The following is a 24266-nucleotide window of genomic DNA, read 5'->3' on the forward strand; positions in this document are numbered from 1 at the left end:
CGCTTCCTGCATGACGTCATCATGGCAACAGCTGAGGCTTGATGCCATGCGTAGTGCCAACAGGCGGAACATCCACCGCCTTGGCCCCCCTTCCTGCTAGCCACAAGCCAAGCCGGGAGACATCTCCATTGACTGCCCTTACCCCGGAGCCTGTCATGACAGCTTTTCAACGTCTTATTCTGCGTGCCAACAGTGGATGCTCATGGGCGGCCAATGCCATCACGCTACGTAGCCTGATCACCCTCTTCGAGGGCTGCTTGCTCGTCGCCCTTGGCGTTCGCCTGCTGCAGGCCGGAGGTCTGTTGGTCAGCGGTACCGCAGGGATATCACTGCTAGGGGCTGATCTCACATCTCTGAGCTTCGGTAGCCTGTTCTTCCTGATCAACCTGCCCTTCTACTGGCTGGCGTGGAAGCAGCTGGGATTGAACTTCACTCTACGCACGCTGGGCTGCGTGACATTGCTGTCCGTACTCTCTGATCTACTGGCCAGCAGTCTGCCACTGGGCAATGTGAGCCTACCGGTAGCCGCCATCGCCGCAGGGCTCTTGATCGGCCTCGGCGTGACACTGCTATTTCGCGAGAATGCCTCACTGGGCGGCCTGAACATTCTGTCGCTCCATCTGGAACGCCGCTACGGCATTCACGCCGGACGCACCACGTTCAGCTTTGATCTGCTGCTGATTGCGCTCGCGGCACTGGTCTACCCTTGGCCACAAGTGGTTGGCTCGACTCTGGCTTTTGCCACGCTGTCCTTCGTGCTCGGCCGTTATCACCGCCGGACACCGCAGACGACGAAAATCGTCAGTCAAACTGATACTACCCAGAACGATGCTACCCAGAGCACTGCCTCTGCCTACGACAAGGCCAACGTACAGACGGTTCTTTAACGCCGCCCACGACCTCCACCATTGCCGCCATTGTTCGAAGGCCCCTTGCCTGAGGTGTTTCGCTGAGGGGCCCCTCTGTTGGCTGCCGTCTTGCCGTTACCCGAGGCCTTGCTGCCGGAATTCCCGGGCTTGGTGCTCTTGTTGATGGAGGACTTTCCTGCACTGCCTCGATCATTCCCGCTGCCCGTGGCATTGCTGCGAGTACGTGGCTTGAGACTACTGGCCAAGGTCTCTTCGCGACCGCCGCTGCGCTTTTCACTTGTATTGTGACCCGCGCCGTCCTTGCGACTCGTCTCTCTGCTTCTCTGCTCTCTACTGCCCTGCTCTCTACTGCCCGCCTGCTTGCGACTGGCATTTCGGCTGCCGGTGCTCTTGCCCTCGGCACGCTGAGGCGCCCCGCGTCGATCAGGGTCGGTATCCTGTGCAGCGCGCTGTTGACGCGCTGCGACCGCACGCTGGGTGGGCGGCGGAGCAGCCTCGAAGCGTGAGGCTTCTTCAGTACCACTGGAGCCTTCAATCATCTGCTGGATGTCCGACATCTCGCGTTGAGTCAGATAACGCCATTGACCGATGCCAAGCCCTTCCAGACTGATGTTCATGATGCGGACGCGCTTGAGCTTGAAGACCTCATAGCCCAGCGCTTCGCACATGCGTCGAATCTGACGATTGAGCCCCTGGGTCAGCGTGATGCGAAATACATAGGTCGATATCTGCTCAATGCGACACGGCAAGGTGACGGTATCCAGAATTGGCACACCCGCCGCCATGCGCTTGAGAAAGTCAGTGTTGATGGGACGATCAACCCTGACGATGTATTCCTTCTCATGAGCATTTCCGGCGCGCAGGATCTTGTTGACGATGTCGCCGTCACTGGTCAAGAAAATCAAGCCATCAGAGGGCTTGTCCAGACGCCCAATCGGAAAGATACGCTTGGGATGACCGATATAATCGATGATATTGCCTTCAACATGACGCTCGGTCGTACAGGTGATACCCACTGGCTTGTTGAAGGCCAGGTAGACGGCTTCCTGCTTGGCTCTCAGTGGCTTGCCATTGACCAGCACCTCATCACCCGGTGACACCTTGGTGCCCATCTCGGGGACGACACCATTGATGGTTACTCGCCCATCGGCGATATAACGGTCAGCCTCGCGACGCGAGCAGAAGCCCGTTTCACTGATGAACTTGTTGAGGCGGGTAAGCGATGCGTCACGATCAGTCATGGCAAGTCACGTGCGTGCGCCGGGCGATGAACGCGCAGCGGACGGAAGGGAATAAGGAGGCAGGCACACAGGATACCAAAAACGGCAGCCCTGAGGCTGCCGTCTGGTGGACAAGGTTTGTCACCTCGCCGATTCGGAATGTACCCACTGAGGTACTGTTCCGTGAGCCTGGTCGATCGACTTACTCGACCGTGACGCTCTTGGCCAGATTACGCGGCTGATCGACGTCTGTGCCCTTGAGTATAGCCACATGATAAGACAGTAGCTGGAGCGGCAAGGTGTAGAGGATCGGGGCCAGCAGTTCGCTGACATGCGGCATGCGTAGCACCCGCACGCCGTCACTCTCTTCCAGGCTGATGTTTTCGTCGGCGAAGACAAACAGTTCACCGCCACGTGCGCGGACTTCCTGCAGGTTCGACTTGAGCTTCTCAATCAGCTCATCATTAGGCGCGACCGCCACGACTGGCATGTCAGCATCCACCAGCGCCAGCGGGCCATGCTTCAGCTCGCCCGCCGGATACGCCTCGGCGTGGATATAGGAGATTTCCTTGAGCTTGAGCGCGCCTTCCAGTGCGATCGGGAACTGGGTGCCGCGACCGAGGAACAGGGCATTGTGCTTGTCGGCAAACGCCTCGGAGAGATGTTCGATCTCGCTGTCCATGGCCAGTGCCTTGGTGAACAGGCTCGGCAGCTCGCGCAGATCACGTACGACTTCGGCTTCACCTGCGTCATCACCTCCATGTGCGCGACGCAGTGCCAGTGTCAGCAACATCAGGCCAATCAGCTGGGTGGTGAAGGCCTTGGTAGAGGCAACACCGATTTCCGGGCCGGCCATGGTCATCAGACTGAGGTCCGACTCACGCACCAGTGAGCTGCCCGGTACGTTGCAGATGGCCAAGCTACCAAGAATGCCCCCCAGCGACTGCGCATAGCGCAGTGCAGATAGCGTATCAGCCGTTTCGCCGGACTGGGAGAGCGTCACGAACAGCGTGCCGTCGGCCACGACAACCGGACGATAACGGAATTCAGAAGCGACCTCGACCGCTGCCGGAATCCCTGCCAGACGCTCGATCCAGTAACGCGCCACCATGCCGGCATGGTAGCTGGTACCACAGGCAACGATCTGCACCTGCTTGACCTGACTGAATAGCGTCTCTGCCTGGTTTCCGAAACTACGCACCAGTACGTGGTCGCCATTCAATCGACCTTCAAGCGTTGCGGCCAGCGCACGGGGTTGCTCATGGATTTCCTTGAGCATGAAGTGGCGATACTCGCCCTTGGAAGCAGCATCCTGTGCATGCTCGAAGATCTGCACCGGACGCTCATTGCTCGAGGTGATCAGGCGCTCGCCCTGTTCAAAGATCTCGATCTTCTCGGCTGTCATGCGGACCAGATCACCTTCCTTGAGATAGATGAAGCGATCGGTAACCTGTAGCAGTGCCAGTTGATCAGAGGCCAGGAAGTGCTCATCGATACCGACACCGATAACGAGTGGGCTGCCTTGGCGTGCCCCGATCAGTACATCTGGCTGAGCGCGATGAATGACACCCAGTGCGAAGGCGCCATCCAACAGTGCAACGGATTTCTGCACTGCAGTCAGCAGGTCCTGACTCAGGGTGTATTCGCGCGCCAACAGATGAGCGACGACTTCAGTGTCAGTCTCGGAGGTGAAGACATAGCCCTGACCTTGCAGCTCACGCTTGAGGGTTTCGTAATTCTCGATGATGCCGTTATGCACCACGGCCAGGCTGTCACCTGACTGATGCGGGTGAGCGTTGGCTTCCGTCGGGGCACCATGTGTGGCCCAGCGCGTGTGAGCAATACCCACGCGACCCTTGAGCGGCGAATCACCCAGACGCGCTTCCAGCGCACCGACCTTGCCCAGTGCACGAACGCGGTTCAGACGCCCTTCTTCCGAGAGCACTGCCATGCCCGCGCTGTCATAGCCGCGATATTCGAGGCGATGCAGCCCCTCAAGCAGGATGTTCTGAACGTTACGACTGGCGACAGCGCCTACGATTCCACACATGAGCAATCTCCTTATGCTGGGGTGTGCGCAGGCAGAGGGGCAACAAGTACCTCGACGCCATGGGCACGAATTTGGTCACGCGCGGCACTGGGCAGCGCGTCATCGGTAATCAGGGTACTGACGCTGGACCAACCCAGCTCCAGATTGGGAATGCGGCGGCCCAGCTTGTGGGATTCCGCCATCACCACCACTTCGCGCGACACCTCGGCCATCACGCGTGACAGGCCGATCAGCTCATTGAAGGTGGTAGTGCCACGCTCGACATCCAGTCCGTCCGCGCCAAGAAAGACCTGATCAAAGTCATAGCTGCGCAGTACCTGCTCCGCCACCTGACCCTGGAAGGAGTCGGAATGTGGATCCCAGGTACCGCCCGTCATCAGCAATACCGGCTCGTTCTCCAACTCGCGGATGGCATTGGCAACGCTCAGCGAGTTGGTCATCACGATCAGGTCATCACGACCCTTGAGCTCGGGAATCAACACCACAGTGGTCGTGCCGCTGTCGATGATGATGCGCTGATGGGCGCGAATGCGACTGGCCGCCAACCGAGCGATGGCCTGTTTGGCGGCACTCACCGGCTCGTCATGTACCAGCAACTCACGTGGCATGGCTACGGCACCACCATAGCGACGCAGCAATAAACCGCTTTTCTCGAGAAAGGCCAGGTCCTTGCGGATGGTGACCTCCGAAGTGGCAAGCTCCCTCGCCAGCGCCTCGACACTGACTTCACCATCACGCGCCAACTGATCGAGGATCTGGTGACGCCGTTGTGGTGTCAGTCGCTTTGACATCGGGGACTCCCATGAAGTTTCGAAACGAAAGATAAAAGAGATAAAACGAAACATCAAGCGAAAGACAACATGGCATGATGAGATCCATACTCTGGATGCACGACGGGGGACACCTCTCGGTATCCCCCGTCGTATCTGCCTCATGCACGCGTTATCACACGATGCCTAACAGCTACTTCTCGCCACTTACTTCTTCGTCGGGCGTGGCCATTGTGGCTTATCGACACGCTTGCCACGCGCCACGCTCAGCGCGCCATCTGCAACGTCACGGCTCAACGTCGACCCAGCACCTACTGTCGCGCCCGCGCCGATCTTGAGCGGTGCCACCAACGCAGAGTTGGAACCGATGAAGGCATTGGCACCAATTTCAGTGCGGAACTTGTTGGCGCCATCATAGTTACAGGTGATGGTGCCAGCACCGACATTGACAGCTTCGCCGAGTGTGGCATCGCCGATGTAGCTCAGGTGATTGATCTTGGCATTCACGCCCACCTGAGCATTCTTGGTCTCGACGAAGTTACCGATGCGCGCACCACGCGCAAGCTTGGTTCCCGGACGCAGGCGCGCAAACGGCCCGACATTGTTGTCACCTTCCAGCACGGCACCATCAATGACGCTGTGCGGTGCGATATGCGTGCCTGCGCCAATGCTGGCATTGCTGATCACGCAGTGGGCACCGATGACCACGTCGTCACCGATGCTGACCTTGCCTTCAAACACGCAGCCCACATCAATGCTGATGTCGGTACCGATGCTTAGCTCACCGCGTACATCGATACGTGACGGATCTGCGAGGCTTGCGCCTTCAGTCATCAGACGATCTGCTTCACGGCGCTGGAACGCACGCTCAAGCCCAGCCAATTGCAGACGATTGTTCACGCCCTGCACTTCTTCGACCGCGGCCGGCTGTGCAGTGGCAATGGTGACACCTTCGCCTGCTGCCATGGCGATGATATCGGTCAGATAGTACTCACCCTGCGCATTATCAGCAGACAGTGCCGGTAGCCAGCGCTTGAGCTGGGAACCGGTCGTGGCGAGAATACCGGTGTTGCCTTCCTGAATCGCCAACTGCTCCGGCGTGGCATCCTTGTGCTCGACGATGGCGCTGACACGACCTTGAGTATCACGCACGATACGTCCGTAACCCGTCGGATCATCCAGAATCACCGTCAGCAGTCCCAGTGTCTGCTCACTGACCTCGGCCAGCAGCGCCTCAAGCGTCTCGCGACGAATCAGCGGTACATCGCCGTAAAGGATCAACACCTTGCCGTCACCGATGGCGTCAAGCGCCTGTGCGACGGCATGGCCAGTCCCCTTCTGTTCTGACTGAACCGCAAAGCTGGCACCTGTCTCAGCCAGTTGCTGCTGGACACGCTCACCACCATGACCAATGACCACATTCAGACGCGCACCCTGCAATCCGGCAGCAGTATCTGCCACATGCCGCACCATGGCCTTGCCGGCCAGTGGGTGCAGTACCTTCGGCAACCTGGAACGCATGCGGGTACCCTGGCCAGCGGCAAGGATGACAACATCGGTACGGTCTGCGGTGCTCATCATTCAACTCCTGTAGAAATGGGCGCTTCATACCTGAAGCCGCTGAAAACTGGCGCCATCATAGCAGCTGATGGATTACCTGCCAGTGGCGAGGTTTACCCACGCCGATGTCGCCCAAGACAGACCCTTGTCTCCAGATCACGTGCCAGGAGGACGTGTAATCCCAAAGAATCAGATCACTGATATACACACAAACTGGATTTATCAGCACTTTTCTGCGCGCGGACAGGCATAAAAAAAGGCGACCCGAAGGTCGCCTTTTTCATGTCACTGACCATGCTGGCCCAGTGAACCTCAGCGCTTGTAGCGATCACGCAGCTGCCGCACGGTGCGCAGCTGAGCCATCGCTTCGGCCAATTCGGCCGTGGCACGTGAGTATTCCAGTTCGGAAGCCTGGTTATTCATGGCCTGCAAGGCCTGATCCTTGGCTTCCTGGGCTGCCGCCTCATCCAGGTCGTCGGCACGTACCGCTGTGTCGGCGAGGACTGAAACGAGGTTCGGCTGCACTTCAAGGAATCCACCACTGACGTAATAGATTTCCTCAGCCCCGCCCTGGCGCTGGATACGCACCGGACCGGGGAGCAGCACAGTCAGCAGTGGAGCATGACCTGGCATGATGCCAAGATCACCTTCACTGCCGGCAGCCACGAGACGCTCGACCAGGCCGGAAAAGATGCCTTTCTCGGCGCTGACGATGTCGCAATGGACGCTCATAGCCATACCTGTTTCCTCATGCCTGAACAGGGAAATTACATGCCCTTGGCTTTCTCGACAGCTTCATCGATGGTGCCGACCATGTAGAACGCCTGCTCCGGCAGTTCGTCATATTCGCCGTCCAGGATACCCTGGAAGCCGCGGATGGTGTCCTTGAGAGACACGTACTTGCCCGGTGCGCCGGTGAAGATTTCCGCCACGAAGAACGGCTGAGACAGGAAGCGCTGGATCTTACGCGCACGTGCCACGCTCTGCTTGTCTTCGTCAGACAGCTCGTCCATCCCGAGGATGGCGATGATGTCTTTCAGCTCCTTGTAGCGCTGCAACACACCCTGAACATTACGGGCGGTGTTGTAGTGCTCCTCGCCAACGACCAACGGGTCGAGCTGACGAGAGGTGGAGTCGAGCGGATCAACGGCCGGATAGATACCCAGCTCGGCAATCTGACGAGACAGTACGACGGTCGCGTCAAGGTGCGAGAAGGTGGTCGCCGGAGACGGATCGGTCAAGTCATCCGCAGGGACGTAAACGGCCTGTACGGAAGTGATCGAGCCAGTCTTGGTAGAAGTGATGCGTTCCTGAAGGACACCCATCTCTTCGGCCAGAGTCGGCTGATACCCTACCGCAGACGGCATACGACCCAACAGTGCGGACACTTCGGTCCCCGCCAGGGTGTAACGATAGATGTTGTCGACGAACAGCAGTACGTCGCGACCTTCGTCACGGAACTTCTCGGCGATGGTCAGACCAGTCAGTGCAACGCGCAGACGGTTACCCGGCGGCTCGTTCATCTGACCATAGACCAATGCGACCTTGTCGAGAACGTTCGATTCCTTCATCTCGTGATAGAAATCGTTACCTTCACGAGTACGCTCGCCAACACCCGCGAACACGGAATAACCGCTGTGCTCGGTGGCGATGTTGCGGATCAGCTCCATCATGTTGACGGTCTTGCCCACACCAGCGCCGCCAAACAGGCCGACCTTGCCGCCCTTGGCGAACGGGCAGACCAGATCGATGACCTTGATGCCGGTTTCCAGCAGCTCGTTAGAGGCTGCCTGTTCCGCGAAGCTCGGGGCTGCGCGGTGGATCGGCATGTGCTCTTCAGCACCCACGTCACCGGCTTCGTCGATCGGCTGACCCAGCACGTTCATGATGCGACCCAGAGTCGCCGTGCCGACCGGCACGGTGATCGGAGCACCGGTGCTCTCAACTGCGAGACTGCGCTTGAGACCTTCGGTCGAACCCATTGCGATAGTACGCACCACGCCATCACCCAGCTGTTGCTGGACTTCAAGCACGGTCTCACTATCGGCGACGTTCAGGGCTTCGTAGACCTTGGGCACTGCGTCCCGCGGAAACTCGACGTCAATCACCGCGCCGATGATTTGTACGATACGTCCGCTCATTCCTGGTTCCTCTTAAACCTGCGATTGAAACCTGCTTGCCTGTTGCCACGCTGTCATCAGACTGCAGCGGCACCGGATACGATCTCGGAGATTTCCTGAGTGATCGCTGCCTGGCGGGCCTTGTTATAGACCAGCTGAAGGTCGTCGATCAGGTCGCCGGCATTATCGGTAGCACTCTTCATTGCGATCATTCGCGCTGCTTGTTCGCAGGCGATGTTCTCGACCACGGCCTGATAGACCTGGGCCTCGACATAGCGTTTGAGCAGCTTGTCGAGCAACGAGACGGCATCCGGCTCATACAGGTAGTCCCATGTGGTAGGACCGGTTTCTTCGTCGTTCTGATCAGCTTCGAGAGGAAGCAGCTGACGGACGACCGGCTTCTGCGTCATGGTGTTGACGAACTCATTGAACACCACGTACAGACGGTCGAGGCTGCCCTCGTCGAAAGCGTCCAGCATGGCCTTGACGCTACCAATCAGATCCTGGGCGCCCGGAGCATCTCCGAGGCCGGATTTGGCGGCAAGCAGGTTGCCACCGTAGTTGCGGAAGAAGGTACCGGCCTTGGAGCCGAGGGCACAGAAGTCCACCTCGACACCCTGGTCGCGCCAGCTCTTCGCATGCTTGGTGACGGCTTTGAACAAGTTAGCGTTCAAGCCACCACACAGGCCGCGATCACTGGAGACCACGATATAACCGACACGCTTCACATCGCGTTCCATCAGATACGGATGGCGATATTCGGGGTTAGCCCGAGCGATGTGTCCTACAACCTTGCGGATCTGATGAGCATAAGGCTGGCTGGCCGCCATGCGATCCTGCGCTTTACGCATCTTGGATGCAGCCACCATTTCCATGGCGCTGGTAATCTTTTGCGTATTTTTGATGCTCCCGATCTGGGAGCGAATCTCTTTTGCAGCTGCCATAGCGATCTGCCCTATTCATGCCACCCGAAGGGAAACGACAGAGCCCGGTGGTTGCACCGGGCCATGCCACTTACCAGCTCTGGGTCGCCTTGAACTTCTCGACGCCAGCCTTGAGACCATTCTTGATCTCATCATCGTAGCCGCCGGACTGATTGATCTTGTCCAGAAGATCCGCGTGCTCTGAGCGCATGAAGTCCAGCAGCGCCTTCTCGAAGTCCAGCACCTTGGCGACGTCAACGTCGTTCAGATAGCCTTCGTTGGCCGCGAACAGCGAGATCGCCATATCGGCCACGGACATCGGAGAGTACTGCTTCTGCTTCATCAGCTCGGTAACGCGCTGACCATGCTCGAGCTGCTTGCGAGTCGCTTCATCCAGATCAGAAGCGAACTGCGAGAAGGCAGCCAGCTCACGATACTGAGCGAGTGCCAGACGAACACCACCACCCAACTTCTTGATGATCTTGGTCTGCGCAGCACCACCGACACGGGAAACAGACAGACCCGCGTTGATGGACGGACGAATACCGGAGTTGAACAGGCTGGTCTCGAGGAAGATCTGACCATCGGTGATGGAAATCACGTTGGTCGGAACGAACGCAGACACGTCGCCACCCTGCGTCTCGATGATCGGCAGTGCAGTCAGTGAGCCGGTCTTGCCTTTCACTTCACCCTTGGTGAACTGTTCGACGTAATCGGCGTTGACGCGTGCAGAACGCTCAAGCAGACGGGAGTGGAGATAGAAGACGTCACCCGGATAGGCTTCACGGCCCGGCGGACGCTTGAGCAGCAGGGAGATCTGACGATACGCCCATGCTTGCTTGGTCAGATCGTCATAGACGATCATCGCGTCTTCACCACGGTCACGGAAGTACTCGCCCATGGTGCAACCGGAATACGGTGCCAGGAACAGCATCGCGGCCGGATCAGATGCACCGGCAGCCACGATGATGGTGTGTTCCATCGCGCCGTGTTCTTCCAGCTTGCGCACCACGTTGGCAATGGTGGACTGCTTCTGGCCGATAGCGACGTAGACGCAGGTAACACCCTTGCCCTTCTGATTGATGATGGCATCAATCGCGATGGCAGATTTACCAATCTGACGGTCACCGATGATCAGCTCGCGCTGACCACGGCCGATCGGCACCATGGCATCGATGGACTTGAGGCCCGTCTGTACCGGCTGATCGACAGGTTCACGAGCGATGACGCCCGGTGCAACCTTTTCAACCGCGTCGGTCAGCTTGGCGTCAATCGGGCCTTTGCCGTCAATCGGATTACCCAGTGCATCGACCACACGGCCGATGAGTTCCGGGCCTACCGGCACTTCAAGAATGCGACCGGTGCACTGCACGGTCATGCCTTCTTCAAGTTGCAGGTAATCACCCAGAACGACAGCACCGACATTGTCGCGGTTCAGGTTAAGCGCCATACCAAAGACGCCACCCGGGAATTCGATCATCTCACCGAACATGACGTCTGCGAGGCCGTGGATCTGTACGATGCCGTCGGAAACGCTGACGATGGTGCCCTGATTACGGGCTTCGGATGCGACGTCAAGCTTTTCGATACGCTGCTTGATGATGTCGCTGATCTCGGAAGGATTCAGTTGCTGCATGCCATGTCCCTCGGACTCAGGAGTTCAGTGCTTCAGAAAGCCGCGCCAGCTTGCCGCGAATGGAGCCGTCAATGACAGTATCTCCAGCGCGGATGATGACGCCGCCGAGCAGCGTACTATCCACCTGAGTGGTAATGGAGATGTCGCGATTCAGACGCTTTTGCAGGGCAGCAGCGAGCTTTTCTTCTTGCTCACTCTCAAGTGCAAAGGCTGACACCAGGGTCACCTCGACACGCTTTTCCTGCTCGGCCTTCTGAGCCTCGAACAATTCGGCCACGGACGGCAGGGCCGATAGACGGTCCTGCTCGCCGAGAGTCCGGATGAAATTGCGTGCGCTGTCATCCAGCGCGTCGCCACAGACGTCCAGGAAGATATCGATCCGGTGCTCGGTAGGGAGCTTCGGATTATCGAGCACTGCCTTGACGTTTGCGTCGACAGCGACAAGTGCCGCTGTCGACAACATTCCGGACCAAACCTCTAGCGCCTGCTGGTCGCGTGCAAACTCGAACGCCGCCTTGGCGTACGGGCGAGCTGCAGTGGAGGTAGACGTTTCAGCCATGGAATCAGACTCCTCAGAGCTCAGCGGCGAGCTTGTCAATCAGCTCGCGATGCTTGGCTTCGTCAATGGAGGATTCCAGGATGCGCTCTGCGCCAATCACTGCCAGAGACGCAACCTGACCACGGAGCTCGTCCTTGGCCTGATTGATTTCCTGGGTGATTTCAGCACGAGCCTGCGCAACCATACGCTCGCCTTCAGCACGTGCATTTTCACGCGCTTCCTCGATCATCTGGTTGGAGCGCTTGTGGGTCTGTTCAATGATGCGTGCTGCTTCATCCTTGCTTTCCCGTAGTGTCTCGCTGGCTTTTTCCTGCGCCAGTTCGAGGTCACGGGTAGCACGGCTGGCAGCATCCAGACCATCTGCAATCTTCTTCTGACGTTCTGCCAGAGCCTGTGTGACCGGCGGCCAAACATACTTCATGCAGAAGAAAACGAAGACCGCAAAGGCGATGGCCTGACCAATCAGGGTTAAGTTCAGATTCACGCCAGCACCTCTCGCTTCACGATTGTTGGGTCAAAATCACGGTCGGCCTTTGGCCAGCCGAGGTTTAACCGACAAACGGGTTGGCGAAGGTGAAGAACAGCGCGATACCAACACCGATCATGGTCACGGCATCCAGCAGACCAGCGACGATGAACATCTTGACCTGCAGCTGCGGGATCATTTCCGGCTGGCGCGCGGCGCCTTCCAGGAACTTGCCACCGAGGATACCGAAACCGATGGCGGTGCCCAGGGCACCCAGGCCGATCAGCAGGGAGACGGCGATAGCGGTCATGCCAAGAACTTGTGCTTCCATTGTGGAACTCCAGTTTTAGTCAAGTTTAAGTCAAGGGTTGAGGGTGTGAGCAGAGCTCGGAAATCTTGCCCCACGCCCGTCAAGGCGTGGGGCGAATAACATCAGTGATCTTCGCTAGCCATGCTCAGATACACGATGGTCAGCATCATGAAGATGAAGGCCTGCAGGGTGATGACCAGGATATGGAAGACTGCCCACGGGAAGTGTAGCGGCAGCTGCCAGATACCGACCAGCGAGATCAGAATGAAGATCAGCTCGCCTGCATACATGTTACCGAACAGACGCAGTGCCAGAGAGATCGGCTTGGCGATCAGCGTCACGAACTCGAGCAGGAAGTTGACCGGAATCAGGGCAATCTGCGCCAGCTTGTTCGGGGTATTGAATGGATGCAAGGTCAGCTCGGCCACGAAGCCCTTGAGGCCCTTGACGCGAATGGAATAGAAGATGATCAGCGCGAACACGGACAGTGACATGCCAAGCGTGGCATTGATGTCCGTCGACGGCACCACCTTGAAGAACACGTGAGCCGGATCTGCACCGAACATCTCGCCTACCTTGGCGGCAACGCCCGGCAGCCAGTCGACGGGGATCAAATCCATCACGTTCATCAGGAAGATCCAGCAGAAGATCGTCAGTGATAGCGGTGCAATCAGGCGGGAGCGACCATGGAAGGTCTCACGTACCGACTGATCAACGAATTCGACCATCAGCTCAACGAAATTCTGCAGACCACTGGGCACACCTGTGGTCGCGGTCTTGGCTACTTTGCGGAACACGAACAGGAAGATCAGACCCAGACCGATGGACCAGCCCATGGTATCCAGGTGGATTGCCCAGAAGCCCATATCGGACGCTTCTTGTGCGTTATGGGCCATCGACCATCCGTGCTCCGGATGATTACCGAACGTTAGATTCTGCAGGTGGTGCCGAATGTATTCGGAGGAGCTCGGGTTATTGCCTGCCATGACTCTGCCTCAGGTTCGTGTGTACGGTGTTCGCTTCACCAGCCAAGGTCCCAGCCAGTGAACTGCCATTGCCGCCACGTAAGCGCAAAAAAATAAAGCGGGGTTTGAAGGCGGCACTGCGATGAAGAAAAACGCAAACAATACGGCCGTCAAACCGAACTTTCCGGCCTCAGCCTGATAGAAGGCCTTGACCATTGCCTGAGCGTAACGTGCACCAGTGACACGGAGCGAACGCCAGGCGAAAAATAGATTGGGCAGCAAGCAGACCAGTCCACCACACAGGGCAGAGATAGCTGCACCACTCCCCTTCGTTAGCCCCGCCAATACCATGGCAATCACGATCACCAACGCCTGGCCCCAAAGAAGTCGTGCAACCTGAGGGCGTCGTAGTGCAGCGGGCGTCGTCTTGTGCATCTTGGACCTGTGTATCGCGCGGTGATGGCAAGCGCCATTCCTGATGACTACGCTTCTCGTAGCCAAGGAGCAAACTCGCCGGATTATAGGGGAGCGCCGCACGGCCATCAACCAAACTGCACGCTAAATTCCTTGATCTTTCGCAAGCTTACGACCAAAGCCTCACTATCTTGCAGGAAACAGATGACAGTTGGCTTACGTTGACAGTCACTTGCACAGCGAGCGACCAAGGGTTGCGCCAATCACAACTCGGTTTTTTCCAAGCCTTCATATAAGACCGGTATACAGATACGTTTCGCGCCCCTGCGACAATAAGTCACAGAAGCGCGAAAGCATCACGACTGAACTTTTCTGGGCAAAGACTACAGATCCACATCGATAATCACTTGATGTGGCCGAGAATACCGTCCAGTTCATCGAGACTGGTATAGGAGATGGTGACCTTTCCCTTGCCACTCTTGCCGTGACGGATACTGACGGCAGCTCCGAGCTGTTCGGAAAGGCTCGTCTCAAGGCGCTGGATATCAGCATCGGGACGAGTCGGTATTGCCTTGGCCTGCTCGCCTTGCTGAACACTCTTCACCAACGCCTCGGTCTGGCGCACCGTCAGCTCACGCTCCACAACGTCGTGTGCCAGCTTACGCTGACGTGCCGGGCTGAGGCCGATCAAGGCGCGGGCATGGCCCATGTCCAGCTCACCTCGTTCCAGTAACGTCTGAACCTCCTCTTCCAGCGTCAGCAAGCGCAGCAAATTGGTGACCTGGGCGCGTGACCTGCCGACAGCATCTCCAACTTGCTGCTGAGTCAGCTCAAACTCTTCAATCAAACGCTTGAGCGCCATCGCCTCTTCGACTGGATTGAGATTCTCGCGCTGTATGTTCTCGATCAGCGCCAGGGCTAATGCAACCTCGTCACTGATACCTTCACGAATAACCGCGGGAATGGTATCCAACTCGGCCAACTGCGATGCACGCCAACGACGTTCACCGGCAATAATTTCGTAGCGCCCTCCACCCACCGGACGTACCACGATGGGCTGCATGACACCTTGGGCACGAATGGAATCCGCCAGCTCTTCAAGCGCATCTGGCTGGATATCACGCCGCGGTTGATACTTGCCACGTTGCAACTGTGCCAGTGGTAAACGCTCGAGGCGCTCGTCTGGCATCGCGACAGTCGAGTCTACCGTTTCAGTGGCATGCGAGACTTCCAGCGATGCATCAGCAGTAGCACCGCCAGCTGCCTCAATATCGATTTCGGCATGGCGGCGACGGCTTCCGGCGCCAATCAGGGCATCCAGGCCCTTTCCCAGGGCACGCTTACGCGTCATGGACCTTCCTCGGTAAAGTTACAGCGAGAGACGACGAATCAATTCCTTGGCGAGTACCCGATATGCCTGGCTGCCACGGGACAGACGCGCATACTTGGTCACCGGCAGCCCATGACTTGGCGCCTCGGCTACCCGTACATTGCGTGGAATAGTGGCTTTGATCAGGGTATCGCCAAAGTAATCGGAAAGTTGCTTGCTAATATCGCGAGTCAGACTATTACGCGCGTCATACATGGTGCGCACGATACCAAACACATCAAGGGCTGGATTTACATTAGCCTGAATTTGCTCGACGGTATCCAGCAATGCTGACAGCCCTTCCAATGCATAGAATTCGCACTGCAACGGAATCAATACGCCATGCGCAGCTGTCAGCGCATTGACTGTCAGCATGTTCAGAGAGGGCGGGCAGTCGATCAATACTACGTCGTACTCACCAGCGATGGGCGCAAGGGCCTCGCTGAGACGACGCTCTCGACCTTCAACAGACAGTAGATTGACTTCAGCGGCGGTCAGATCACCATTGCCGGGCAATAACGCATAGCCGGCGTCAGGACAATCGAGAATGACATCACTGGCACGCAAGTCTCCCAACAGTACATCCAGCACACTGCCTTCGAGATCGTGCTTGTCGATACCACTGCCCATGGTGGCGTGGCCCTGCGGATCGAGATCGATCAACAGAACGCGGCGATCGAGCGCCGCCAGCGAAGCCGCTAGGTTGACGGCCGTGGTGGTTTTGCCGACGCCACCTTTCTGGTTGGTCAGCGCGATGATCTTGGTCACGAGCGACTTCCTTGGTTCCTTGAGAAGCGGGGCCAGTGGCACCAGCTACATGTTCATGAAAGACAGAACAGTGATCTGTCTTTCATGAAGAGCTTCAGGCTGCCTACCTTTTACGCTCGGCACAATCCCTGCGCACGTCTTGTATCGCTGAATCAATCACGCTGCAGACGCAGAAGATGACGTTCACCTTCCTCGCCCGGTACTGCTAGCCGCAATGTCTCGATCAGCGACACGCCCTGTGGCAGTCGCGCAATTTCATCTTTTGGCACGCGTCCTTTCATGGCTAACCATTCGCCATTCTCGGCCAATACAGACGCTGACAGATTGACAAAAGCATCAGTATCCGCAAAGGCCCGCGAGATGATTTGCTCGAAAGGTGCACCATCATAAGCTTCGATACGTACCTGAGTCGGATGCAGATTCTTCAGACTCAGCTCATGTCCGGCCTGAATCTGGAAGCGGACTTTCTTGCCATTTGAATCCAATGGTACGACCTCGATATCGGGCCGCATGATAGCGATCACGATACTCGGCAGGCCAGGGCCAGCACCGACATCCAGCAGGCGCGGCCCCTTTATATACGGCAGCACACTGAGACTGTCGAGCAGATGGCGCGTCACCATCGCTTCCGGCTCACGCACCGCGGTGAGGTTATAGGCGCGATTCCACTTGTGCAACAGCACCAACAGGGTCATCAGCTGAGCATGTTGCTCATCGCTCAGGTCAATCTCGAGCGTCTGTGCGCCTTGGCTCAGCAACTGGCCACAACGCGTGAGCTGGGTCTCGTTAAGCGTGTGGCTCATTGCACAGTACCAGTATCAGTTGCGAGGGCTGCAGCAGCTTCTTCACGCTCAGCATCGACGCTGGCATCTGTCTTGAGAAGCTGGCGCTTTTTCATGTGAATCAACAGGATAGAAACTGCCGCGGGTGTGACACCTGAGATACGCCCCGCGTGTGCCAAGGTGACTGGCCGCGCTTCATTAAGTTTCTGCTTAATCTCGTTGGACAACCCATCCACCGTGTCGTAATCGATCCCCTCCGGCAGAGCGGTATTCTCGTGACGACGAAGGCGGTCGATCTCTTCCTGCTGTCGCTGGATATAACCGGCGTATTTGGCCGTGATCTGTACCTGCTCGGCGATACGCCAATCCTCGACACCTTGGCCCTTGAGACTGGCCACGTCTGGGTATTCAAGTTCCGGACGCTTGAGTAGCTCCATCAGACTCGCTTCGCGCTTGAGCGGTGAGCTCAGCTTATCCGTCAATGGAGCCAGCTCAGGGCTCGAAGGTGTCAGCCAGGTACTTTCCAGGCGTGTCGTCTCACGAGAGATGGCATCACGCTTGGCTTCAAAAGCGGCCCAGCGTGCATCATCGATCAAGCCGAGCTCGCGACCCTTCTCGGTCAGGCGCAGGTCAGCATTGTCTTCACGCAGTAACAGACGATATTCAGCACGTGACGTGAACATGCGGTATGGCTCGCGCGTTCCGAGCGTAATCAGGTCATCAACCATCACACCGGTGTATGCCTCATTACGCAGCGGATGCCAAGCCTCGTCATCTGTAGCACGGAGGGCCGCATTTACGCCGGCCAGCAACCCCTGGGCGCCCGCTTCTTCGTAACCAGTGGTGCCGTTGATCTGCCCTGCAAAGAACAGATTCTTGACGAAGCGAGTCTCAAGAGAGTGCAGCAGATCCTGAGGATTGAAGAAATCGTATTCGATAGCGTAGCCAGGCCGCGTGATATGGGCGTTTTCCATGCCACGAATCGAACGAACCACCTCAAGCTGCGTATCAAAGGGCAGCGAAGTGGAGATGCCATTGGGATACAACTCATGGGTATTTAGGCCTTCCGGCTCAATGAATACCTGATGGCTGTTCTTGTCGGCGAAGCGATGAACCTTGTCCTCGATGGAGGGGCAATAACGCGGCCCGACGCCACCGATCACACCGGAATACATTGGCGAACGATCAAGATTGGCAAAAATAATCTCGTGAGTGCGCTCATTGGTATGAGTGATGTAACAGTTGACCTGCTCTGGGTGCAGCTCACGGCTGCCCATGTAGGACATCACCGGACGCGGTGTATCACCAGGCTGCGCTTCCATCACGCTGAAATCGACGCTCTTGGCATCGATGCGCGGCGGAGTCCCCGTTTTGAGGCGATCGACCCGGAACGGTAGCTCACGAAGTCGAGCGGCCAAGCCATTGGCCGGCGGATCCCCTGCGCGACCTCCTGCGTGGTTATCCAGGCCGATATGAATGATTCCACCAAGGAACGTACCGGTCGCCAGCACCACCGTGGTGGCATGAAAGCGAATACCTGTCTGGGTAACCACACCGCGCACGGTATCGCCCTCGACAATCAGATCTTCAGCGCCTTGCTGGAATAGCGTCAGATTTTCCTGATTTTCCAACTGACTGCGAATGGCGGCCTTGTACAGCGCTCGGTCTGCTTGAGCACGGGTAGCACGTACCGCAGGGCCCTTGCGGGCATTCAAGGTGCGGAATTGGATACCCGCCATGTCGGTCGCCAGGCCCATCGCACCGCCTAGCGCATCAATTTCCTTGACCAGATGACTCTTGCCAATCCCGCCAATGGCGGGATTGCAGGACATCTGGCCCAGCGTCTCGATGTTATGGGTCAGCAGCAGGGTCTGGCGTCCCATGCGGGCAGCAGCCAGTGCGGCTTCCGTACCGGCATGACCGCCGCCGATGACGATCACGTCAAAGCGGTTCGGGTAATCCACGTTGGCACCTCGGGTATCACAAAACTTGAGAATGAAGCGATGTCTGCGCAGTGCAGATCAGGCAAAACGGCCAGACCCGGCAGTGACGGATGAATGATCGCCGTCGATGCAGCTGGCTCGACCTTGGTCAGGGAGCTCATGGGCAGAATCGGGATGACGTCTGGGCCGCACAGTATAAACCGGCTGTGGGTAACCGTCAGGAGTTTTCCACAACCGCCTGACGAGGCCGAGGCGTTTGGAATGCTCGCCACGGTGCCTGTAGCGCACCAATCGGTCAACCGTCGGATAGCACGTGAGCTGGCAGCGCTCGAAGTGGATTTGCCGTTGCGGCGGAGTGTCCATCTCGGTGTTCGTTATCCCGAACGGCCGTGCATCGCAGGGATGGGATCGACGCTCAAGAGGACTTTGACCTAAGCCCTTGGTTTACCGGATAACAAGATTATATAAAGAAAAGAAGAAGGGGTTCTGTTGATGCTGTAATTACTGTTGTGGACAAAATCAGTGGGAAATCGACTTTATCGCTTTAAAAACATGAAGTTAGGGTGTTGATATACCTGGGGAGAAAATGAGGGCTACCTGAGGACGCCACCGGTGGCTTCCTGTGGATGAAATGCCACTTTGTCCACAGCCCGAATTATCCCCTGATTCATACCGTGTTGATACCCGACTTTTCTGCCCTGCTGTGCACAAGTGAGCCATTTACCCACAACCCCTAGTGCTGCATGGGCTAACGTCAAGACGGCCGCGGATAATGCCGCAAAATGTCCACAGAGGCAAATGACTTTTCCTTTGGGTATCAAAGCCTGTAGATAGTCATGGGATAACCCGTGAGTGAAATGCTGTAGAGCGCTTGAATGGTGCCTGTTTGGCGACGAGCCCCCTTTTGTGGACAGTTTTTAGGTACCTGAGCACGAAATATCTACGGAAGTGGAAATATTCCACGTGAATAACCAATACCGTGCGTGTGCTTTACCAGCTTCGTATCCTGAATAGGGGCCGATGGATGTCTCTTTTGATGAGGCCAAGCGATGAGGTTTTACCGGTTATCGGCTAGTCAGCAGTCAGGAATACCTTCCAGCGCGTGACGATAGGCGAAGAGGTCGGCATGTGTTTGTTCGTTTTTATCAGTCGAAAATACGAAAAATATTTTTTAAAAAACGAAAATATTCATGTGATATGTCCCCGTCACACGGAGATGGTGCTGTTCATGTCCAAAAAAATGCCCCGATCCTGGGATCGGGGCATGACCTCGCGTCTCTTGGTGCTCTCTATCTTTCAATATCCTAGTGCTTGAGAACGCGTGCGAGGAAGCTTTGGGTACGAGGATGTTGCGGATGATCGAAAATCTCTTCAGGTGTTCCTTGCTCCACGATAGTGCCTTGATGAATGAAGATGATTCGATCAGCGACCTCACGAGCAAAGCTCATCTCATGAGTCACGATCATCATTGTCATACCTTCACGGGCAAGCTCGCGCATGACGTCGAGAACCTCACCAATCATCTCGGGATCGAGTGCTGAAGTAGGCTCATCGAACAGCATCAGGCGTGGCTCCATCGCCAGTGAGCGTGCAATCGCCACCCGCTGCTGCTGGCCACCGGAAAGTTGCCCAGGATACTTGTCAGCCTGCTCCAGGATGTTGACCCGCTCAAGGAGCGCGTTGGCTTGTTTCTCGGCAGCGCAGCGATCAGTGCCACGCACTTTGATCGGCGCCAGGCTTACGTTGTCGCGTACCTTCATGTGGGGGAACAGATTGAACTGCTGAAAGACCATGCCAACTTCGGTACGTACTGCCTTGAGGCCACTTCGGCTCTTGCCGTACGGGGTAAGTGCATGGCCATCGACCTCGATACCTCCTGCTTGAAAGGCCTCCAGTCCGTTCACACAGCGAATGAGTGTTGACTTGCCGGAGCCGCTGGCACCGATGATCACGACGACCTCACCGACAGCGACATCCAGCTCGATATCCTTGAGAACATGCAGGCTACCGAAATGCTTGTTGATCTTGTTTATGTGCACGATGGCAGTCATGAGTTACTCCTTGCCGCTAGGCGTGCCGCATGGGTGGCGGGAAGCGAGGTTGTAGAGGGATAGGCAAGGCAGATATCGCGTCATTGCCCTACCAGCCCACGCCGCTCAAGCATCCGCAATCCAAAGGACAGGCTCATGGTGATGATCAGATACAGCATGGCAACCATGAAGTAGGTTTCCAATGCATTGAAGGTCGTCGCAATGTAGATCTGCCCTTGGCGAACCAGCTCACCGACCCCGATCACCGAGAACAATGACGTGTCCTTGATGGAGACGATGCCCTGGTTACCAAGGGCAGGGATCATGCGGCGCAGAGCTTGCGGCCAGATGATGTAGCGGAAGGTCTGGGGAGCTGATAGCCCTAGCGACAGCCCTGCCTCACGTTGACCACGGGCGATCGATTGAACGCCGCCGCGCACTATTTCCGAGATATAGGCTGCCGAGTTGAGCGCGATGGCGGCGATACCGGCGGTGAGAGCATCAATGGGACCGCCGATGATCTGCGGCAGGCCGTAGAAGATGAAGAGCACCTGCACCAGTACGGGGGTGCCGCGGAAGATTTCGATATAGGCAGTCGCCACCCAGCGTAACAAGCGGCTAGGAGACAGGCTCAGCAGACCAAACAGGATGCCGAGCACGAAGCCGATGGCAAGACCACCGAAGGAAATGGCGAGGGTCCAGGGAATGCCCTCAAGCAGAAACGGCAGCGAATTGAATGCCGCTTGCCAGTCAAACTGGAACTGAACGTCCACGTCGGGCTCCTTGACGCGATGTTCTCACGCCCACGCAACATACAGGGCGCAAGAGTCATACAGACAGGCATCGTCGCTGTGAGGCAACGACGATACTTGAATGGTAAGAGAAAAGTGACGGAAGGCAGTGCTAAAAGGCGTAGGCCTTATTGGCCGTCTGCGGGAAGCGCGTCGAACCATTTCTGGTAGATTTCGGCATAGCTGCCGTCCGTCTTCATCTCGGCCAGTGCCTTGTTCGCGGCTTCAGTCCACTCGCTGCCTTGCCTGAACGCAATGCCGTACTGCTGGCCCTCGTAGAGCGGTCCAACGGTCTTGACCCGACCGTTACCCTTGGTCTTGGCAAAATAGCCGACGTTGGGCGCGTCATAGAAGACGGCATCCACGCTTCCGGACATCAGTGCCATGTACATGTCAGAGCTGCCCGGGTAAGGCGTTACAGTGGCATCGTCGAGATTGGTCTTCAGGTAGTCATAGCTGGTAGAGCCAATCTTGGTACCGATCTTCTTGCCTTCGAGGTCATCAAAGTCCTTGATCTCGGCATTGTTGGCAGATGTCAGGATGCGAAGACCGGAGTCATAGTAGGGCTGGGTGAAATCGACGATCTTCTCGCGAGCATCGGTAATGGTGATACCAGCGATGGCAACATCGACACTACCGGTTTGTACTGCGGGGATGATGCCATTGAAATCCATGGTCTTGAGGTCGATATCGAAACCGGCACGCTTGCCGATAGCCGCCAGAATATCGATATCAAAGCCGACCATTTCGCCACTGTCCTGATCGAGCATTTCGAAGGGGACAAAACTGGGATCAGTTGCAGCTTTCAAGGTGACGGCCTGAGCCGTGCCGGCAAGTAGTGTCGCCGCGGCAAGCCCGGTCAGTGAAGCCAGCAGGTGGGATCTGCGCATGAACATCGTCCTCTTATATTTGGATTTTAGGATGTAGCGCTTTTAGATTGGCCAGACCAATAGCTCCCCGTCAAGTATGGCAATGGAGGCGTGCGACCTATGTCTCGTGTCATCGGAAAAGCTAATGCCTTGATGAATAAGGGGTATCCCAACGAAAGGTCAATAAAAGAACGCCCCCGCTTCGGGATGACCGAAACGAGGGCGTTGGGGGTGATGCTTTGCGGCACTGAGAGTGCTCAGAGGGGCTTTCTACACCATGAAGGAGGAGCCGCAGCCGCAAGTACTGGTGGCGTTGGGGTTCTGGATAAGAAAGCGGGCGCCAGCCAGGCCTGTCTCGTAATCAATGGTTGAACCCACTAGATACTGATAGGACAGTGGGTCAATCACGATGGCTGCTTCGCCCAGTTCGACGACGGTATCGTCGTCGCTGAGATCAGTGGCGATATCGAAACCGTACTGGAAGCCGGAACAGCCGCCGCCGGTGACATAGACTCTGAGGCGTAGCTCTGGGTTGGCCTCTTCCGCACGCAGCGCCGCGATCCGGGCACTGGCGGCCCCGGACAGAAACAGCGGCGTGGGGATGAAGCTTTGTGCTTCGCTCATGCGGGCCTCCTGAGAGGAGTCGGAGGTCGGGCACCGAATGGATACCCGACTCGGGAGATGAAACGGATTGCCGCCCATTATCCCTATTTCCGAGTAAAAGGGTCAACTTTGTCCGTGTGAGTTTGTATCAGCATCCCATGTGCTGCAGATGAGGCCGATGATGGGCTTCAGGGCTTCAGGGCATCATGGCAGGTGCGCCGATTCCCATCATTTCATCTAGACCAAACATCAGGTTGAGGTTTTGAATCGCCTGTCCTGAAGCGCCCTTGACCAGATTGTCGATCACCGACAATACCACGAGTGTGTCACCACCCCCCGGACGATGCAGCGCGAGCCGGCACATGTTGGTGCCGCGTACGCTGCGGGTTTCTGGATGACTACCCAGTGGCATCACATCGACGGCCGGATGATCGGCGTAGCGTTGCTCGAACAGCGTTTGCAGGTCTTCCAGTGTGCCGGAGAAGTTTGTCAGACGCGGATAAAGCGTGGAGTGAATGCCCCGAATCATCGGCGTCAGATGTGGCACGAACGTCAGGCCCACCGCGCTGCCAGCGGCCAAATCCAATCCTTGGGTGATTTCCGGCAGATGACGATGCCCAGAAGCACCATAAGCCTTCATGGATTCACCGGCTTCGCACAGCAGAGAACCCACCTTGGCACCACGTCCTGCACCTGACACGGCTGACTTGCAGTCGGCGATGATGTTGTGGGTGTCGATCAGACCCGCTTCCAACAGCGGGATCAGCCCCAGTTGTACGGAGGTCGGATAGCAGCCCGGGACCGCGATCAGACGTGCTTCCCGGATGGCATCGCGATTGACTTCCGGTAGCCCATAGACAGCTTCACCGAGAAGTTCCGGGGCACCGTGAGGCTGGCCGTACCACTCTGCCCATACGTCAGCGTTCTTGATGCGGAAGTCGGCTGAGAGATCGATCACACGCGTGCCACGTGCCAGCAGATCGCCTGCCAATGCGTGGGCGACGCCATGTGGGGTCGCGAAGAACACGGCGTCACAAGCGGCCAGTGTCTCGGGATTCGGTTCGCTGAAGGCGAGCGTGTCGTAATGGCCGCGTAAATTCGGGTACATCTCGTCGACACGCATCCCCTTCTCGCTGCGTGAGGTGATCACGGTGACCTCGACCTGCGGATGGCTGGCCAGCAATCTGAGAAGCTCTACCCCTGTGTACCCCGTACCGCCGACGATACCTACCTTGATCATGCTGCCTCC

At 57.1% G+C, this 24266-nt stretch carries 23 protein-coding genes; 1 reads left to right on the top strand and 22 read right to left on the bottom strand.

Annotation, left to right across the window (positions count from 1 at the left end):
* Positions 1-155: 155 nt before the first annotated feature.
* Positions 156-887, top strand: a complete 732-nt coding sequence (locus GQR90_RS17285; RefSeq protein ID WP_158775154.1) for a YitT family protein — start codon at positions 156-158, stop codon at positions 885-887.
* Here the strand turns inward: GQR90_RS17285 and rluF are convergent.
* The 22 genes from rluF to argC form a co-directional block, all read right to left on the bottom strand.
* A complete protein-coding gene (rluF, locus tag GQR90_RS17290; RefSeq protein ID WP_158775155.1) occupies positions 884-2110 on the bottom strand; it encodes a 23S rRNA pseudouridine(2604) synthase RluF in 1227 nt (408 codons plus the stop codon). The two genes, GQR90_RS17285 and rluF, sit on opposite strands and share 4 nt — an antisense overlap.
* 181 nt (positions 2111-2291) lie before the next feature.
* On the bottom strand, positions 2292-4139 hold the full coding sequence (gene glmS, locus GQR90_RS17295; protein ID WP_158775156.1) for a glutamine--fructose-6-phosphate transaminase (isomerizing): 1848 nt from the start codon (positions 4137-4139) through the stop codon (positions 2292-2294).
* 11 nt (positions 4140-4150) lie between these two features.
* Positions 4151-4930 carry a DeoR/GlpR family DNA-binding transcription regulator gene (locus tag GQR90_RS17300; RefSeq protein ID WP_158775157.1) on the bottom strand — a complete coding sequence of 260 codons (780 nt, stop codon included), beginning with the start codon at positions 4928-4930 and terminating at the stop codon, positions 4151-4153.
* 186 nt (positions 4931-5116) lie between these two features.
* Positions 5117-6487, bottom strand: a complete 1371-nt coding sequence (glmU, locus tag GQR90_RS17305; RefSeq protein WP_158775158.1) for a bifunctional UDP-N-acetylglucosamine diphosphorylase/glucosamine-1-phosphate N-acetyltransferase GlmU — start codon at positions 6485-6487, stop codon at positions 5117-5119.
* Positions 6488-6781: 294 nt separating this feature from the next.
* Positions 6782-7207, bottom strand: a complete 426-nt coding sequence (locus GQR90_RS17310) for a F0F1 ATP synthase subunit epsilon (RefSeq protein WP_024951962.1) — start codon at positions 7205-7207, stop codon at positions 6782-6784.
* A 29-nt stretch (positions 7208-7236) separates the two neighbouring features.
* Positions 7237-8610 (bottom strand): F0F1 ATP synthase subunit beta, encoded by a 1374-nt coding sequence (gene atpD / locus GQR90_RS17315; RefSeq protein WP_024951963.1) that lies wholly within the window; start codon positions 8608-8610, stop codon positions 7237-7239.
* Positions 8611-8666: 56 nt separating this feature from the next.
* Entirely contained in the window at positions 8667-9533 is an 867-nt protein-coding gene (atpG, locus tag GQR90_RS17320) for a F0F1 ATP synthase subunit gamma (RefSeq protein WP_024951964.1), read from the bottom strand.
* Positions 9534-9603: 70 nt separating this feature from the next.
* Entirely contained in the window at positions 9604-11148 is a 1545-nt protein-coding gene (atpA, locus tag GQR90_RS17325; protein WP_158775159.1) for a F0F1 ATP synthase subunit alpha, read from the bottom strand.
* Between the two features lie 16 nt (positions 11149-11164).
* The gene (locus GQR90_RS17330) at positions 11165-11707 is read right to left on the bottom strand and encodes a F0F1 ATP synthase subunit delta (protein ID WP_024951966.1); all 543 of its coding nucleotides are present in this window, start codon (positions 11705-11707) and stop codon (positions 11165-11167) included.
* A 13-nt stretch (positions 11708-11720) separates the two neighbouring features.
* Positions 11721-12191: a F0F1 ATP synthase subunit B gene (locus GQR90_RS17335; RefSeq protein WP_024951967.1), complete on the bottom strand. Its 471-nt coding sequence runs from the start codon at positions 12189-12191 to the stop codon at positions 11721-11723.
* Between the two features lie 64 nt (positions 12192-12255).
* Complete coding sequence (gene atpE / locus GQR90_RS17340; protein WP_011508579.1) at positions 12256-12504, bottom strand: F0F1 ATP synthase subunit C; 249 nt, start codon at positions 12502-12504, stop codon at positions 12256-12258.
* 101 nt (positions 12505-12605) lie between these two features.
* Positions 12606-13469 carry a F0F1 ATP synthase subunit A gene (gene atpB, locus GQR90_RS17345; RefSeq protein WP_158775160.1) on the bottom strand — a complete coding sequence of 288 codons (864 nt, stop codon included), beginning with the start codon at positions 13467-13469 and terminating at the stop codon, positions 12606-12608.
* A gap of 9 nt (positions 13470-13478) precedes the next feature.
* The gene (locus GQR90_RS17350; protein ID WP_158775161.1) at positions 13479-13883 is read right to left on the bottom strand and encodes an ATP synthase subunit I; all 405 of its coding nucleotides are present in this window, start codon (positions 13881-13883) and stop codon (positions 13479-13481) included.
* Positions 13884-14265: 382 nt separating this feature from the next.
* On the bottom strand, positions 14266-15213 hold the full coding sequence (locus GQR90_RS17355) for a ParB/RepB/Spo0J family partition protein (protein ID WP_158775162.1): 948 nt from the start codon (positions 15211-15213) through the stop codon (positions 14266-14268).
* Positions 15214-15231: 18 nt separating this feature from the next.
* Positions 15232-15999: a ParA family protein gene (locus GQR90_RS17360; RefSeq protein WP_158775163.1), complete on the bottom strand. Its 768-nt coding sequence runs from the start codon at positions 15997-15999 to the stop codon at positions 15232-15234.
* Between the two features lie 152 nt (positions 16000-16151).
* Positions 16152-16802 (bottom strand): 16S rRNA (guanine(527)-N(7))-methyltransferase RsmG, encoded by a 651-nt coding sequence (rsmG, locus tag GQR90_RS17365; RefSeq protein ID WP_158775164.1) that lies wholly within the window; start codon positions 16800-16802, stop codon positions 16152-16154.
* Positions 16799-18745, bottom strand: coding sequence for a tRNA uridine-5-carboxymethylaminomethyl(34) synthesis enzyme MnmG (gene mnmG / locus GQR90_RS17370; protein ID WP_158775165.1), 1947 nt, complete (start codon positions 18743-18745; stop codon positions 16799-16801). The genes rsmG and mnmG overlap by 4 nt, the downstream gene beginning before the upstream one ends.
* Before the next feature lie 1283 nt (positions 18746-20028).
* On the bottom strand, positions 20029-20775 hold the full coding sequence (locus GQR90_RS17375; RefSeq protein ID WP_158775166.1) for an amino acid ABC transporter ATP-binding protein: 747 nt from the start codon (positions 20773-20775) through the stop codon (positions 20029-20031).
* An 80-nt stretch (positions 20776-20855) separates the two neighbouring features.
* Positions 20856-21527 (bottom strand): amino acid ABC transporter permease, encoded by a 672-nt coding sequence (locus tag GQR90_RS17380; protein ID WP_158775167.1) that lies wholly within the window; start codon positions 21525-21527, stop codon positions 20856-20858.
* A gap of 146 nt (positions 21528-21673) precedes the next feature.
* Entirely contained in the window at positions 21674-22435 is a 762-nt protein-coding gene (locus tag GQR90_RS17385; RefSeq protein ID WP_158775168.1) for a transporter substrate-binding domain-containing protein, read from the bottom strand.
* Between the two features lie 249 nt (positions 22436-22684).
* Positions 22685-23038, bottom strand: coding sequence for an iron-sulfur cluster insertion protein ErpA (gene erpA, locus GQR90_RS17390; protein ID WP_158775169.1), 354 nt, complete (start codon positions 23036-23038; stop codon positions 22685-22687).
* A 175-nt stretch (positions 23039-23213) separates the two neighbouring features.
* Complete coding sequence (gene argC, locus GQR90_RS17395) at positions 23214-24257, bottom strand: N-acetyl-gamma-glutamyl-phosphate reductase (RefSeq protein WP_158775170.1); 1044 nt, start codon at positions 24255-24257, stop codon at positions 23214-23216.
* Positions 24258-24266: the final 9 nt, after the last annotated feature.

The sequence above is a fragment of the Cobetia sp. L2A1 genome (assembly GCF_009796845.1).
Classification (GTDB): Bacteria; Pseudomonadota; Gammaproteobacteria; order Pseudomonadales; family Halomonadaceae; genus Cobetia.